Raw genomic sequence first — 15,497 nt, forward strand, 5'->3', positions numbered from 1 at the left:
GTCAACGCTAATTAAACGGAGATATCAAATTATCTTAGTAATTATCTCAACTATTTTGTATATACAGCGTTTTTCAGGTAAATGAGGTACACAGGTAGGGGCAGAACAATGATTATCATTATTATTAAGTTTCATACCTAATTTTCTGAAAGTGCTGTGTGGCGGAGTGTTGGAGAATTCTACCTTAATTATCGATCTTTAATATTTAGATGCGTTCGCCCTGCCTTCTTTGCTTGCACAAGTTGTTTGTGATCATGATTGTGACTTGTTGAACGCTGCCTAATTCTATTGCTTGATTTTAGGGGTTATTTTCCGTCTTTTTTGCAACCCCCTGAACGCTTACATAATTTTAGTTATTGGTTAATAGCTGAAACGATGTTTGTTGTCAAAAATTTTAGTGAACGAACGCTTGATAACACTTAATCGAAAAAATCGATAAATTCTTCCTATTTTAATTAACAAAACAGAAATTAAAATAACCCGATATTGTACCACAAAATATTTATGTAAAAGTTCTACTGAAAGTGCACTGAACGTAATGCTGTGCTTGAATCTGACCTAAGTGGAAACTTGCTCCAATTCCAAGAAGCGATCGCTAACATTGAAAACCAGTAGAAGAAAAGTGCTGTATGACTCCAGACGTTTTCGGTCAGCATTCCAACCATTGCTGCTAAAAGAAAAGCGAATAAAACTGAACAAAACTGTTTTTGTGAAGGCTCGCTCAAGGGAGAGCGAATAATTTGCAGCAGTCGCAGTAGTTGTACACCCAGAAACAAAAGAAATAAAACCAGACCTACAATTCCTTCCTCAACTAGTGCCCGAACATAATCATTATGTGCCCAAGCAAACATCGGTCCCAAAGCATTTGTTGTTTGGAGTCCATAGCCAAGCAGGGGAAAATGTTGCCAGTGCCCGACGAGTGAAGTCCATTGAGCAATTCTCCAATTAAAGCTATTGTCATCGGACGCAGCGAGCAAAACGGCACGCGATACATCAATATCTGGATTTAGCAATGGAGTTTGTGTAATAGAAGTTAGGCGTTCTCTGCCGTAATCGGTACTCGCAAATAACCCAACCATGACAGCAAGCAATAAAATTCCTCCAAACGTTTTGGCAAAATTTAGGCGAGGAATGACCAGTGTAGCAATCAAAACTACCAGCATACCAATGCCTACTAATACCTTAGTAGTCACCAAATAAAACACGAGTATACCAAGCAAAAGAAACCAAGGAAGGCGTTTTTGGGCAATGCTAAGTTTCCAGTAAACTAAGCCGATGAAAAAAATTAAAAAGGTTACAAATGTGTTTGCTACACCTAATGTTCCATTAATGCGAAAATCATGCTGATTAGCATTAACCGCAAGAAACGATGGCAGAAACTGACCAGGAACGACAAGTTGCAGAAATGCTGTTGAGAGAGGGATAACCAGCGCGAGAAAGAGACTGTTAACGATTTGCTCCGGATGCAACCGTTCTTTCAACTGAAGTGTCAGTAGGTAAGACATCAACCAAGACAAAACTCGCACCCACTCACGAACCGCATCTGACAAATATTCGCTACCGAATCCTAAGCCACTTAAAGGAAGCAGAACAACCCATATTCCTTGAACGACTAACCATCCTGCGAAAAAGCACCAGAAACTGTCGATATGTACAGTCTGTTTGGATAAAAGGCGAACAATCACATAGATTAGGGTCAAGGCTGAAATTCCAATCGCAAATGCACCAGTCAGTCCTTGGTCTGAAAAAGGATCAAGCGCACTTCGGAGAATTAAAAGCCCAATAACAGTCAGCTCAAATTTTTTGAAAAAGAAGGTAATAAATGCAGGAACGAATAGAATTAAACCGACATAAAGAGGGTTAACTCCAATGAGAAAGCCGGCTACAATTCCCATCAATATGCCAATTAATCCAACCCAATACCTTGAATATGCCATTTGTATTTTTCTGATTCGCCTAAGCAGTTTTTGAGCAGTTGCGGTTTACTATTTAATGAAATTAAAGTCTTTTATTGCTAAACTTCCCAATGTCCGCGACTGGCGTCGGGTAAACTCACCAACTGACGGATTACCATCTGGATTCACTACACCCTGTACCTGTTGCCACAGTTCTTGCTGTGCGATCGAAAGATCATACGTGTGCTTTCCTGTTTTGCGAACATGATACCATTGAGTTTTATTACATATTTTGCACCAAAAAGCTTCTAACCACTCGTCCTTCAGAGGAACAGTGGACTTCTTCGATAGCAACAATAAAGCAGTCTTGCGACTAACTCCACGTTGTTGGAGCTGAACCGAGAGATCGGCAAATAAGAGATATTTTTGGCTAACGCTATCTAAATAGGAAGCATCGATTGAGCAGTGGATTTTGCGTCGTTTTGAACGTTTCCGGTTGAGATCACATCTTCGCTGCATTTGATTTTACTCCACACAACTTGGAATGGGCTATTTAACAGTATTAAGTGGGTGGAAATAAATAAGAAAGATTATGTAAACAAAGGTTAAGGAAGAAATTACGATGATGCTACGCGCCATCGGCACCCACAATCTGTTTACTTTTTTCCACTTCGGCTTTATAAGAAAGTTGTACGATATCAGTGCCTTTGATTCCTTCTATTTTTAGTTGTTTTGCCAAGTCGGTAATCGACAACGGTTTGCCTTTACTATCTTTGAGGTTGAGGGAATTAATTGTTTTCTTAATCCTGGATTTGAACCAACAATTATGACCTGAGTTTCCAGGGGATTATCGTTCACATTCAAAGCTTCTAGCCGTCCTATGTCTTGCGGTAAGCCTGTAAGTGAGGAAGAGCGATTTGTTTTAATCATCAAACTTCCTTCTGCCTTGTATGAGGGTTTTAGTGAAAATGCATACAGGGGTAACAGCTATGCTAAAAATTCCGACTACAGGTAGCCAACGCCGTTGAATAACTTCTAAGTATTTCTGAATATTTACTTCTTCAAAGTTGGGTAAAGATTCCATCGTCATAATATATACAAATTTTATAAAGAAAGACTATTTACTTACAGCAGATTTTTCTCAGTATTTTCCCGGCAGTAGCGCTGTAGTCTACTTTTCGATGGTAATATTTGCGTTAATTGTCAGCAGCTAATGCCTTTTTGTTGAGGTTGTTCAATATCTGAAACAAACTAATAGTTTTATCAGTCGCAAAATTAACTGAGATTGCTTGATATTATCCTGACAGCAAAAACACGATTACTCACAATTTTATCCCTTGTTTAGAGGCTTTCCATTTTTTGGTTAACTTACTTTGGTGTTATTACTGATGCAAATATTGATTACTAATCTAATATTCAACATCATATTATGTAAAAAGACTTAATTGAATAACTTTACAAACAATTCATACATGCCAGTATATTCCGAGATTTTGAAAAGACAAGATAAATTAATGGCTTAAGGGTAAGGAATAGAGCAATTGTGCTAGACTACAACCTATGTAAGCACTTCAGAGGTAGGCTTTAGGCAGTTAAAATAAACACTTGGAAAGACTGGATAGATATTTATGTAAGCTGTTTAAAAAGCTTTCAGCAACAATTAATTCTTGCTCTGAATAATAATAAATTTTGAGGACAATACGCGACTGGCAATACTAAGATTGTATGATTTTAGTATGAAATTTCTAAAGACTTGCGATCAGTATAAGTGGGTGGAAAAAGTAAACAGATTGTGGGTGCCGATGGCGCGTAGTATCATCGTAATTTCTTCCTTAACCTTTGTTTACATAATCTTGCTTAATTACTTCCACCTACTTATAATGTTAACAAAAACTAAAAGTTCCCGTAGTTTTCCGGGTAAGTAAGTCGGCGTTAAAAAATCAACCTATGTAATGAAGCATAAAGTCACCAAAAAGCTAATAAATAAATAAATAGTTCCAGGATTTTTATAAAACTAAACATACCTTGGTTTTATCGTGCCGACTTACTTATAAGGGTTTGAGATAGTTAGTGATAGTTTAGAGGCATAAAAATTAACTCCTAGTTTTTCAAAGCTGTTTTACCATTTTTCTTTTCCTAAGTTAATATTTCGGGCAAGTCTATTGATTCTGGTGCAATCGAGTCTGCAATTAAAAAAATTGGAGCCAGCATAAAAATTTCTGGCGCACAGTGGAATGTTGAAAGTGTTCATCAAATTCTCTCTGTTCGTTGTGCTTATCTCAATGGTTTACTGGCTATTTAAGTATTTCCGTCAAAAGTGGATGCTCCTAAATTTCGTAGACAAGTAAGTTTATCAATTGTATCGAAATTAAGACTATTGAAACTATCCTTAGTAACTTGGACTGATATTAAGTAAGTTTGTGTATCCTTTCTTGTAACCGGGTCAACTTTCTGAACAAAACCATTAAATACAACTATATTTAAGTGTTGAGCCATATCTGCAATAAAAACTTCTCTAATGGTTCGTAATGTGATAGCTGCTACTATATCTTGATATAATTCCCCGATTTCAATAGGCTTTCTAGTTGTACCCATAATTTTATCTTTACTATGGTCATACTTGAGTCCTGCTATTGTCGGAATAATCTTAGCATTAGGCAGTTCATAATCAATCATTAATTGTTTAGCTTCAGATAGATAAGAGACTTGGAATTTTTTGGGAAATGCTATCTGGTCTTTATCTGTATAAGAAAGACATTGGAATCCTTCTAAGGATGGGTATGCTGAACGTTCTAATATCATTTTATTGTAGATAACTATAGCTGCTTGTTGCCCATTTTTGTAACCTGTTTCTAACTCATCCACCTCTGAATTGCACTTTTTTATTTCTAAAATAAAAGTATGTTTGTTTGAGTTGTAATTTGCTTTAGAATGCTCTAGTGATACTTGGCGGCTAGTTTCGGCTTCTTCATATTGTTTCTTAGCAAGTTGATAATTCGATTCAGCTTTTTTCACTGCTCTTATATATGCTTTTTCTAAGAAAAGTAGGAGTTGTATAACCCACTTAAAAAGAGATGGTGGTTTGTGGAATTGTGGTATTTGTGAGCTAACTAATAATTCCTGGGGCGCTTTCATTGCTGGAAATATCTCTTTAATCCGCAAGTCGTCAACTGAAATTGTATTTTCTGTTCTTAGAGTATGCTCTAAGATATTTTGCAACTCATATATCCAATCTGCTATTTCTGTATTAATTTCATCGATATCAGCCAAACGTTGCGCCAAGTAATTATGCTTGCTAGGATTTTCTCTCTGCTCTAATGCCTTTTTGTATTTACGAACAACTTGTTTTCTTTGAATTTCAGTTCCCACGTTTTTCTGACTCCTTCGGAAATATATTTTGAAACAGCTTCTACTCTCAATCACTCAATCCCTCAAAACGTCCTGCCATAGGCTGATACACACTTCTGTGCCGATAAATAAGCTACGACATTTTTTGATTAGTGGGATAGGTTCTTGTTTAGAGGCGCAAGGCTTTGCACCTCTAGTCATTACTAATTCGTAATTAAGAAACGGGTTAGAGTAACCAAACTCTACAATTCGTCACGTTAGGGTTAAAATCCACATACATAACATAAATATGAATTAGTAATTACAAACTCATAATTGTTAGTTGTGACTCTAGAAAGCGCCAATTCGGTGAAAAATTACGTAAAAAGTTTTGCTAATTAACCATAAGTCATATAAGGGGTGCCAATTTATTTGGTATTGCAAGTCTAAGTCAACTATTTGTTCAAAATCTGTGACTTGAGATCGACCATTTATTTGCCATTCGCCAGTTAAACCAGGCTTGACATTTAAACGTTGCCAGTGGCGTTTAGTATAATGGACAACTTCATCGGGTGTGGGCGGACGTGTTCCTACCAAACTCATTTCACCTACTAGAACATTCCAAAACTGAGGTAGTTCATCAAGACTAGAACGCCTCAAAAACTGACCCACCTTGGTTACTCGGAAATCATTTTTGTTTTTGAATATCAATCCGTTAGCTTCATTGTTAACTAAAGACTTTAATTGCTCTGCATTGCTCACCATCGAACGGAATTTGCGAATCACAAACGGGCAACCTTGAAGTCCATAGCGTTCTTGAATGAAGAAAATAGGGCCGGGACTATCAATTTTAATCGCGATCGCTACAGGTACAAATACAATGGCTAGAACTAGTAATCCTAGTAAGCTACCTATAATGTCTAAACAACGCTTAAATTTAGACTTTACTGAGATATGTGGAGTAAATTGTAATTCTCTAGTTGTAGCACTTTGAATAATGCTGCGTAATTGTTTGGGGTACATCATTCTTGACAAACTAAAGTGAGTCTATGTTGCTAATAGGTTTAAGTAGAGAAATAAATCTGCGTAAGAATGTTAACAATTCAAAATTCTTGCATTAAAGACATTTTGCCTACTCTAAGCAAGCTTGCTTAGAGTAGGGTAACTGGGGCTACGTGTAGACGTAGCGCTAACACTGCTAGCGGCTTCCTCTTCTAGCCTGATTTAACTAATTACTAATCTAATGCTTAATCTTTGGGTTTAATTACCCTCGTCTGTACGCGGTTTTTGCTTCAGCCTGTAAATTGGTAGAGGTATTAGTAACTGGCTTTAATTACGAATTACGATTTATCAAGTATGAATGATTGAAGATTCTTCCGATTAATAATCAAATCACTGATTTGTCCAGATTTGATTGTCTATACAATATAGTATTTATACTATATTGTATATGTTTAGAAAAACTTTTGTCCCTCAGTATGTTGGAAGCGATCGCCTTTGTTTGCTTTAATCTCATGTTTTGGCGTTTCTTCCATCATGAGCTTACCCTCTTTGTTTGATGCACGCAAGAGGTTTTTGGGGTCAGGAGTCACATTGACTACTGTTCCTAAAATCGAAGCACCACTGCGTTGTAAATCATCAATCATTTGCTGTGCGATCGCTTTAGGCGTAAAGTCAGGGCGCACAACTAACACAACTCCATCCGTCTCACCACTTAAGGTCATTGCATCAGTGTATTCACGCAAAGGACAGGCGCAAATAATTACTAAATCATAAAGGGTCATTGCAGTCGCAATCAATTGTTTCATCGCCGTCGCTTCTATAACTTGGGCATGACGATTGGGGAATCCGCCATATGTCAATACATCAAGACCCTCGATCTCAGTGTGTTGTACCACTGACAGCAGCGATGCTTCTTCACATACAGCATCAGTCAAACCAGGCTGAGCAGACAAGTTAAAAAAGTAGTGCTGTAATGGATTACTCAAATCAGCATCAATCAGCAGTGTTCTTTTAGACAACATTGTTGCTACACTTGCTAAATAGACACAGACACTCGATTTTCCCTCGCCACTGATACTACTAGTGATGAGAATAGACTTCAGCTGGTTTTTGTTGTTGAGTTGTAACTTTTTGAGCAACCGACGATAAGGTTCAACTGCTTTTGGATTGTTCAAAAAGCGGTCTAACTGACCCGGTTGTATTGGTAAGCGCTGGGCAAGATTTCCCAACACTGGTAGCTTAATCTGATCTTCTACTTCCTCTGCACTGCCAATCTTTGTATTTAGCATTTCACCCAAAAGAATTACACCGATCGCTAACACTAAACCTGCTGTTGTTCCTAACAGCAAAATAACCATTGGCTTCGGGTTTGCAGGCGAAGTCGGAACGGAAGCCAGCCCGACAATATGAACATTACTGACGAGTTGCGCTTCCGCGATCCGTGCTTCTTCTAACTTATTTTGTAGTAACTTGAGAGTTGCGCCTTCCTGTTCGTGCCTACGGACTAAAGCAGAGAGAATTCGTTGTTTAGCAGGTAACTCAGTCACGCGCGATTGCAAAGCAACTTTTTGGCTTCTGATAACTTTTAGCTTATCTATTAATGCGTTGTAGTCAACTTCACCCGTAATGTACGTAGAGATCAAGCTACGGCTCAAGTCATCAGATGCAACTTCGTTTGCAGGAATCGATGATTCAACAGGAACAATCCGCCTAAGACTTTGATTATATAGAGCGCGTGTCTCATCTCGCTTTTGAAGTAAGTTAATTACCGATGGATGTTGATCGGAGAAACGACCCCGAGCCTCAATAATTTGCGAGTCTAGTTCAATAAGCCTAGCTCGCAAACCTTTAAGTTCGTCATCTTGACCAGCACGTGATGCTATATAAGCACTTTGAATATTTTTGCTGCCAATAACTTTTTGAAGTTGTTCACTTTTTCGTTGTGCTTCTTGAAGTTGTGCCATCAATGTACGTTCTTGATCTTCCAAAGCGGTTAAGCTGTTAGTCAAACTGGTATCTTGAGTTTCCAGAGAAACAATGCTGTTAGCTTGTTTGAACCGACTTTCAGCCGTTTCCGCACGCTCTAGCTTTTCTTGCTGCTCCGGGATTCGCCCCTCAATAAACTTCCGAACTGATGAAGCTTGTTGACGAATGGACTCTCCATTTTCTTGCACCATTGCGTTAGATATTGCGTTTAGCATAGCTGCAACTAACTCTGGATCTGAATCCTTGTATCGCAATTCCAGAATATTGGTAGCGGGCACAATCTTTACTCTGAGTCTAGAACCAATTTTATCAATTGAGGTGATTTTATGAGATAATTTTTTATGAGATAGCATCTCCAATGCTCGTTTTAAAACGCGCTCCGAGGAAACTAATTCCGCTTGAGTTGCAATCGGGTTTGCATTTCCTGAGGTTGTATTTGCCGCTAACGCTTGGCCCAGATCAGAAACGCTAACTCTTCGATCATCAAGAATCAACCGAGCTGAACCTTCGTAAACTGGTGGGGTCGTTTTTAAGTACAAATATGATACGACGAGCACCGAGGCAAACGAAGCAAGCGCGCTCCAAAAATTGCGTTTTAGTGAGAACGCTAACGCTGGCATACTTTTCATGAAATCTTTCCTGTTATGAGAAATATTTTTCGTGCTATCGAAGCTATTAATAGGCTGGATTGAGGATTGCATTGTTGTCGCTTCCAGCTTTTATTCTCCAATATTCATAGCTTTTGAGAGAAATAGTCAAGGCTATAAATTGTAGAAGAGTGTCTATTTTTGATGCTGTGTTGACTTCACCGAATGTGGATATCTTCACTAATTTAGATTAGCTGTCTGCTTCCAAATACTTAGTACCGAGTGCTGACTCCATTAATGTAGCCGATTTGACCTGATCTGCATAGAGTGAGGCTAGTGTCGAAGTAGGAACAGTAAGTGGTTTTGTTGAGATTCTATTGTACAGATCAATAAACTTGTTTGTAATTTGCTCCCAGTTATAGTTCGCGCTTACATAAATTTTTGCTTGTTCAGCGAATTTTTGAATTTCTTGAGTGTTATGGATTGCCCAATCTAGCTTCTCAATACATGAATTAACATCTCCTTTCCGGAAAAGTACGCCTCGATTTTGTCCGAGAAGTTGCCTATGAGGCAAAATATCGCTGGCAATAATTGGAACACCCTCTGCCATAGCTTCTAGCATTGCCATCGGTAATCCTTCAATATCTGAAGGTAGCACAAACAACCCCGATCCTCTCACAATTTCCGCCAGACGAGCACCCAAGAGTGGACCAGTAAAAAGAATATTTGGATTGTTGTTAGCTAAATTGAGCAACTTTGCTTTAAAGGTGGGAGAATCATCTCCTCCGACTAAAACCAGTTTCCAACCTGATTTTTGAAGTGATTGAAATGCTTTTATCAACAGATCAGGACACTTTTCAGGAACCAGCCGGCCTAAGAACACCATGTACCGTCCTCGCTCCAAACCCAACGAGGAAGTCCAAGTAAATTTAGTATCAGAAGCAGGATAGCTGGCTGGGGCGTTAGGAATATAGGCAGAGTCTCGACTGTAGTTGTTAATAAAGTATGATTGCAATGGACCAGATACTACAACCATTTCATGGGCACTGGAAACAGCAATTTTTTCACCCAGCAAGATAGACAACCGCGCCAGTTTTCCCCATTTTGCACGTTGCCAGTCTAAACCGTGGCAAGTGACCACAACCTTAGCTGGTGAGATGATGCGCGTTAACCAACTGAATAACGATGGTCCTAAAGCATGAAAGTGAACAATATCATAATCTCCAGCCGTTAGCATAGCGCCTAATGCTGAGCTAATGATTACATCTGAACCGCCCACTTTGGGACACGGTAGAGAAATCACTCGAACTCCTTTGAAATCATATTGTCTAAATGCAGGCATTTTTGTGTAAAAAGAGCGAGCAAACAGGTCTACCGAGTGACCCTGAGCAACCATGCGTGGATAAATTTCTGCACAATGATGTTCGATACCGCCTTCTTCTGGGGGCAACCCTTTTGCACCGATAACTGCAATCTTCATGTTCTATTTAGGTAAATGAAACTTTTGCAAAACAATACTAATCCGCACTTAAATTAGACCAATTTAAAAAATAAATTGGACTCAAAAAAGTATTATAGGAGAAGTTATTGATTCTATATATCCTAAAAATATGCTTTTATTTCTCGATCTAGAAAAGCAAATAAATTTTGTTCATACAGAATCTTCTTGCGAGCTTCCAAGATAGCAGGGAGGCGTTTTTCATATTCACCAGATTCCATAATCTCTTTAATCTTTTCCGAGCAGTTTGGATCGTGAATATCAATTGGAATATAGCACTCTTCGGGTAAGTATTTGTTTACATTTGGGCTGCCATAATATAGCGGTAGAGAGAAAGAAAGCAGACAGTCTGCAATTTTTTCAGTCCAGTAAAAAGGAACAATACTGTTTTCGACAACAATCGAGTATTTACAAGGAGAAAGGACTTCCCATTTTGTTGGTGCAATTCCCCGATAGTTTGAATATTTGTTGAATTGATTGCTTCTTCCCCAAAGGGAGAACTCTAAATTGCTAGAAACTAAGCGCTCAAGAAATTCCAACTGCGCTTTATGCCCTTCTAAAGTTTTGAAACCTGACAAAATCATACACAGCATTTCCGTCTTTTGAGGTAAGGAAGCTTTTGCCAAAAAGTCCCAACTACGATCAACATGCATCAAAACATAGGGTGGGGAAGGCACATATTTGGTTGGGTACTGTTCGTAGAGATGTGGGCAGTTGGTATAAAAACGGGAAATTTTTTGATGTTCATTGGGTTGGTCTAAGCGAAACAGTTCGACATAATCCGGTGGTTCTGTGTGTAAGCCCCAGACTTTATCTGGCGTAGGTAGATCGATCACAGGTAAAGGGTTTCCTGCATAATCGTGCGTACTCGTATTTAAGATTACGTATAGATCTGCCTCTCCTTCTGCCAAAAACAATGTGTTTCCCCACTGACAAGATCCTTTGGGAGTTTGATCGGTGATTCTTTGCCAAAGTGTTGGAAAGTTAGAAATCAAGCGAACTGTGACTTCAATTCCTCGTTTTTGCTTGTCGCTGGCAGACAATCCTAAAACCTTACGCTTTTGAATAGCATGAGCTAACTTTTCTAGCTTGGCTGTGAGCTGAACTTGCATGGTGATGAAAGACTTAGAGAATAGTAAAAAGAAAATCTATTGAATAGAGGCAACGCGGCTTTGCATAAATGCGGGATGAATTTGCGGTTGAAACCATTGAAAATTCGTGACAAACTTGGCGAAATCATCCCATGATTTAGCAACGCCAGGCAATGCTATTCAAGCCTGAGTTAAATCAGCAGTTTTAGACAGACAATCGTTCGTGTACTTGGCGTGTCTGCCAACGGTGCATCATTCTGGCACAAACGTCTTTGACGATCGCGCTGGCATGAAAGGGTTTGGCCCCATCGGTACAGGCTTGTACGGGAAAATTTTGCGGACAGGTAAGCACTTGCTCAATAGCAGCAGCAAGGGCTTCGGCTGTTCGCTCCTGGCAAACTACACCATTTTGAGCCGTGAGCAAGTTAGGAGTTTCACCGCAATGAGTTGTGACGATGGGCGTACCACTGGAGAGCGCTTCTAAGACTACAATCGGTAAGCCTTCATAGACGCTTGACAGCACAAAGACACTGGCAAGACGTTGTAGCTTTGCCATTTCGCTTTGTGGTACAGCTCCTAACATCGTGATGCGATCGCTCAAATTAAGGCGGGCAATTTCAGCGCGAATCGGCTTTTCCAGATCGCCTTCTCCAGCAATCAGTAAGTGAGCTTTGGCATCAGCAAGTACTGCCATCCCTTGGATTAATAACAAAGGATCTTTCTGAGCGTGTAGTCTACCTGCAAATAAAATGAATCGAGTTTGCTCATCAAGACCAAGCGATCGCGCGAAGGTTTGTTGAGCTTCTACACGCTCGGTTGCAGACAATGGAAAGAACACACCATCATCAACCGTATTTCGCAAATATCCCACGCGATCGGCACACATTGGGTAACGCTCTTTGTAGAAAGCTGCCGAAGCTGTATTACATGAGAGAATTTCAGTAAACTGAGGCACGACTTGACGTTCCATCGCAAAATAAGCAGATGGAATATACTGCCAAAGGATACTACCTTTACGGCTAGAAGGTTGGATTTGTTGTTGAATATCGTTGTGAATAAACAGGGTTTTGTCTCCTGGCCAGTGCCGCGTCGCTAAGGTCGGTTCTAGGCGATGAAAGTGCATAAAGTCCGACGCTAGGCAACGACGAAACAATGCAGCAGTGTAGCGAACCGAGTCTGGAATCAAACTTTTGCCGTTCTCTTTTGGCTGTGTGAATAAGGGTAGGAAATAAATTTTTCGACCCGCCAAATTCATTTCCTGCCAGATTCCCGGTTCAACCCGCTTCTCTACCTGGGTTCCGACTAGCCGCAATTCAAAAGTGTCCGGCGCATACTTGAAGAAAGAGCGAATCACAGTCTGGATACCGCCTAAACTCTTGCTCCACGGGTCAAATTGGTAAAAAACCGTTACAACAGGTCTACGCATCAGTTTTCGATAAAATGAATCATTTTAATATCCAAAAAAGCTAGCTTCGCTAATGATTAAGTCATGAGATTAGTATTCTTATGCCAATTCTTCTATGTGAAGCTGCATAGAAAGAACGCTTACCTAGCAAGGCTTTGGTCTAATTAGTTATGTTCAGCTTCATCCTAAAATGGTATTACCAACCAAAGAGTTTTAGGATTTGGTCTAGAACGCGGACAAGAAACTTGTGGTAATAGGGTTGAGTTTTCTGAAGGTAGTAGTGTATCAACCGGTCAAAATAACTACGTGGGTCGCACATCGAATTAGTCGGTTCTTTGTCGTAGCGCTCCCGGTATACTGCTGCCCAATCGACCCACCAAATGTCTTCGTGTCGGAAGTGAGCGGCACCGTACTTATCAATCATGTCTAGTACCTTCTGGTCCCACCAGGAACGACCAATCTTGTAAATGCTAGTCATATCGATGCCCTTCTCACGATACCCTCGTAGCCAGTGATCGGGAATTGGATGGATCTGTTCGGGAGCAACGATATGTGCGCGATGGTACTGCCGATACACCTCGATCGGTCTGCGTTGAGGATGGTTGAGCCGCTCCCAGCACTGATACCACCGTGTCTTACTTTCCTGACGATCCCAATCTACGAACTGGTAGTGAAGCACCTTGACATCCCGCAACGTGATAATAGGTGCAGTCGGTGGATTCGGAATACGCGGACCATGAATCAAACTGCCAGTAAAATCGCTGCCATCATCCATAAAACCCCAACCATAGTCATAGGGAGAAGTCCAGTAGTTCTCTATGTCGTTCAGAACATTGACCCACTGAAAGTGAATGACACTGCCAATCGGTGCTTTAAGAACTGTCTGCCATTCGGGACTAATCATAAAGTTAGCAGTCAAGGCTTCATCGGCATCCAAAGAAATTATCAGCCGAGGACCCGGAATACGACGGGCTTCTTCCAGAAGCAACTTTCGCCTCTCGGCTTCATCGTAAACCCCAGAGGGATAATGCAGGAGCTTTACCTTTGGATAGCGGCTAACAATGTTAGGTGATTCATCAGTTGACATTTGATCCAGTACAATGATGTGGTCTGCCCATAGACTGGCGCATTGTAAGAATCGATCGAGAATCCAAGCTTCATTTCTGACGGGAGTGAGACAAATAATGGTAGGTTTATCCATGTTACGTTATCTGTAAAATTATAAGAGTGAGCCACAAAATAAATGATCGGCGTTGCTAAATATAGGGATGAATCATCCCGCATTTATGCAAGGCCAAATGATCTACTTAGCCTACAAGACGAGCGATGTGTGTAAACTGTAGAGGGTGGGGTGAAAGCGTACTGCATCCAAATGAGAAATGCTATAGTCTAGAACTGAGGCACGGGCGGAGGCTTAATACCCGCAAAACCTTTGGGTCCGGTGTAATTGGTAAATATCTGCCAATCAGTGGTAACTGGCTTAAATCTTCCTCCGCTTACTCCACCGTGAGTTACAAATCCATCAAAGGGACTTGTAGTGGTTGCCCAAGAATCAATACCTACATTCGCTATGTACCCCAATTTATTGCAATCGTTTAAGTCAGTACCCTGATTGGGAATACAACGCATGGCTTGAGAAACAACCACAGCCTTGACATCTGACCAGGTGATATTAAACCTATCGGCGAAGCCGTGGAAGTTATAGCCAACTAGACCATCGTCTACAGAACGACCAATGCTACCTCCAGCTTTACCAGCAGCATTGCCAATCCCAGAACGTACAGATTTATGTCCTTGTGCTTCGTCTCTGTAATCAGCTCCGGTGGCCTGATTATTGATAAAGTCTTCGGTAAAGGCAGCTCCACTTACAGCCTGTTTGACTGCCCTGACCCATGTATTTTGGCTGATTGAATAATAATCTACAGCAATGTCAGTCAACTCGATTCGAGCATTAGGCATAGATTTACGAGTATTGGGGCCAGCACACGCATTGTATATTTGGTTATAACCAGCGCCTGCTAATTGCGGGACCCTTCTTGTAATAAGGACTGCTTCTTCACTACTCATGCCAAACTTCCATCCATAGCCATTAGGTACTCCGCAGGGATATCCTACACTGGGTAAAGAAGGATTAGACGGTGATTTGCCATTTTCCCCTGCAAAATCCCAATTTATAGTTGCCTCATATTGGGCTTGAGTGAAACTAAGTCTAGCTGAAGAGAAGGTATTTCCTGCATTAACCATGATCGAGGACGAGTTATGAGCAAAACAACTCCCTAGCACAATGATTAAGGCAACGAATGCAATTCGGACAGTTGCAGATCGTATTCTCTTATTCAGAGAGAAACGCATAGTAAACCTCTTGTAAAAACCTTTAGTCACCCTGTATCATTTCAACTACGGCTCCAGTCAGTAATTGCTAAATTAATCAAAGACCATGAACTAATTTAGATAAGTGAATACCTCATTACACTGAGTAGTATTTCGGTAATCACATACCGCCTCCGCTTACTTACCTGATCTTCAGGAGAGACAATTGGTTCTTCTTGTAAAGGACAAGCAATCGCCAAATCTGGCTCGTCCCAAACAATAGTACGCTCAAACTTTGGCACATAGTAGCCTGTAGTTTTGTACACAAACTCCGCAGTTGTGGAAAGTACCAAAAAACCGTGAGCAAAACCAGGAGGTATCCACAACTGCTGTTTA

12 protein-coding genes and 2 pseudogenes are annotated in these 15,497 nt (G+C 40.3%); 1 reads left to right on the forward strand and 13 read right to left on the reverse strand.

The window, feature by feature from the left end; all coding sequences use genetic code 11:
- Positions 1-515: 515 nt before the first annotated feature.
- The 4 genes from V7K31_RS03195 to V7K31_RS03210 all read right to left on the reverse strand — a co-directional run bounded on the left by V7K31_RS03195 (position 516) and on the right by V7K31_RS03210 (position 2,985).
- Complete coding sequence (locus tag V7K31_RS03195; RefSeq protein ID WP_335092560.1) at positions 516-1,937, reverse strand: O-antigen ligase family protein; 1,422 nt, start codon at positions 1,935-1,937, stop codon at positions 516-518.
- 48 nt (positions 1,938-1,985) lie between these two features.
- Positions 1,986-2,414, reverse strand: a complete 429-nt coding sequence (locus tag V7K31_RS03200) for a hypothetical protein (RefSeq protein WP_335092563.1) — start codon at positions 2,412-2,414, stop codon at positions 1,986-1,988.
- A gap of 204 nt (positions 2,415-2,618) precedes the next feature.
- On the reverse strand, positions 2,619-2,825 hold the full coding sequence (locus V7K31_RS03205; RefSeq protein WP_335092565.1) for a hypothetical protein: 207 nt from the start codon (positions 2,823-2,825) through the stop codon (positions 2,619-2,621).
- The gene (locus V7K31_RS03210) at positions 2,818-2,985 is read right to left on the reverse strand and encodes a hypothetical protein (RefSeq protein ID WP_335092567.1); all 168 of its coding nucleotides are present in this window, start codon (positions 2,983-2,985) and stop codon (positions 2,818-2,820) included. Before V7K31_RS03210 ends, V7K31_RS03205 begins: the two co-directional genes overlap by 8 nt.
- Positions 2,986-4,053: 1,068 nt before the next feature.
- Here V7K31_RS03210 and V7K31_RS03215 point away from each other — a divergent pair.
- A pseudogene (locus tag V7K31_RS03215) lies at positions 4,054-4,197 on the forward strand (ISKra4 family transposase); the annotation flags it as partial.
- On the opposite strand, the gene V7K31_RS03220 reads toward V7K31_RS03215, so the two are convergent.
- The 9 genes and pseudogenes from V7K31_RS03220 to V7K31_RS03260 form a co-directional block, all read right to left on the reverse strand.
- Positions 4,194-5,264 (reverse strand): hypothetical protein, encoded by a 1,071-nt coding sequence (locus V7K31_RS03220; RefSeq protein ID WP_335092569.1) that lies wholly within the window; start codon positions 5,262-5,264, stop codon positions 4,194-4,196. The pseudogene V7K31_RS03215 and the gene V7K31_RS03220 sit on opposite strands and share 4 nt — an antisense overlap.
- 309 nt (positions 5,265-5,573) lie before the next feature.
- Positions 5,574-6,245 (reverse strand): sugar transferase, encoded by a 672-nt coding sequence (locus V7K31_RS03225; RefSeq protein ID WP_335092630.1) that lies wholly within the window; start codon positions 6,243-6,245, stop codon positions 5,574-5,576.
- Between the two features lie 431 nt (positions 6,246-6,676).
- Positions 6,677-8,488, reverse strand: a complete 1,812-nt coding sequence (locus tag V7K31_RS03230) for a GumC family protein (RefSeq protein ID WP_335092571.1) — start codon at positions 8,486-8,488, stop codon at positions 6,677-6,679.
- A gap of 559 nt (positions 8,489-9,047) precedes the next feature.
- Complete coding sequence (locus tag V7K31_RS03235; RefSeq protein WP_335092573.1) at positions 9,048-10,277, reverse strand: glycosyltransferase family 4 protein; 1,230 nt, start codon at positions 10,275-10,277, stop codon at positions 9,048-9,050.
- Between the two features lie 122 nt (positions 10,278-10,399).
- Complete coding sequence (locus V7K31_RS03240) at positions 10,400-11,407, reverse strand: glycosyltransferase family 10 domain-containing protein (RefSeq protein ID WP_335092575.1); 1,008 nt, start codon at positions 11,405-11,407, stop codon at positions 10,400-10,402.
- Positions 11,408-11,591: 184 nt separating this feature from the next.
- The gene (locus V7K31_RS03245) at positions 11,592-12,812 is read right to left on the reverse strand and encodes a glycosyltransferase family 4 protein (RefSeq protein WP_335092576.1); all 1,221 of its coding nucleotides are present in this window, start codon (positions 12,810-12,812) and stop codon (positions 11,592-11,594) included.
- A 175-nt stretch (positions 12,813-12,987) separates the two neighbouring features.
- The gene (locus V7K31_RS03250; RefSeq protein WP_335092578.1) at positions 12,988-13,992 is read right to left on the reverse strand and encodes a glycosyltransferase family 2 protein; all 1,005 of its coding nucleotides are present in this window, start codon (positions 13,990-13,992) and stop codon (positions 12,988-12,990) included.
- 188 nt (positions 13,993-14,180) lie between these two features.
- Entirely contained in the window at positions 14,181-15,035 is an 855-nt protein-coding gene (locus V7K31_RS03255) for a hypothetical protein (RefSeq protein WP_335092580.1), read from the reverse strand.
- Between the two features lie 203 nt (positions 15,036-15,238).
- A pseudogene (locus tag V7K31_RS03260) lies at positions 15,239-15,490 on the reverse strand (dTDP-4-dehydrorhamnose 3,5-epimerase family protein); the annotation flags it as partial.
- Positions 15,491-15,497 lie beyond the last annotated feature (7 nt).

The organism is Nostoc sp. (genome assembly GCF_036917675.1).
GTDB lineage: Bacteria > Cyanobacteriota > Cyanobacteriia > Cyanobacteriales > Nostocaceae > Nostoc.

Coding starts and splice junctions, on each gene's coding strand:
- V7K31_RS03195 (WP_335092560.1), bottom strand. CDS start 1,937: ATGGCATATTCAAGGTATTGGGTTGGATTAATTGGCATATTGATGGGA.
- V7K31_RS03200 (WP_335092563.1), bottom strand. CDS start 2,414: ATGCAGCGAAGATGTGATCTCAACCGGAAACGTTCAAAACGACGCAAA.
- V7K31_RS03205 (WP_335092565.1), bottom strand. CDS start 2,825: ATGATTAAAACAAATCGCTCTTCCTCACTTACAGGCTTACCGCAAGAC.
- V7K31_RS03210 (WP_335092567.1), bottom strand. CDS start 2,985: ATGACGATGGAATCTTTACCCAACTTTGAAGAAGTAAATATTCAGAAA.
- V7K31_RS03225 (WP_335092630.1), bottom strand. CDS start 6,245: ATGTACCCCAAACAATTACGCAGCATTATTCAAAGTGCTACAACTAGA.
- V7K31_RS03235 (WP_335092573.1), bottom strand. CDS start 10,277: ATGAAGATTGCAGTTATCGGTGCAAAAGGGTTGCCCCCAGAAGAAGGC.
- V7K31_RS03240 (WP_335092575.1), bottom strand. CDS start 11,407: ATGCAAGTTCAGCTCACAGCCAAGCTAGAAAAGTTAGCTCATGCTATT.
- V7K31_RS03245 (WP_335092576.1), bottom strand. CDS start 12,812: ATGCGTAGACCTGTTGTAACGGTTTTTTACCAATTTGACCCGTGGAGC.
- V7K31_RS03250 (WP_335092578.1), bottom strand. CDS start 13,992: ATGGATAAACCTACCATTATTTGTCTCACTCCCGTCAGAAATGAAGCT.
- V7K31_RS03255 (WP_335092580.1), bottom strand. CDS start 15,035: ATGGTTAATGCAGGAAATACCTTCTCTTCAGCTAGACTTAGTTTCACT.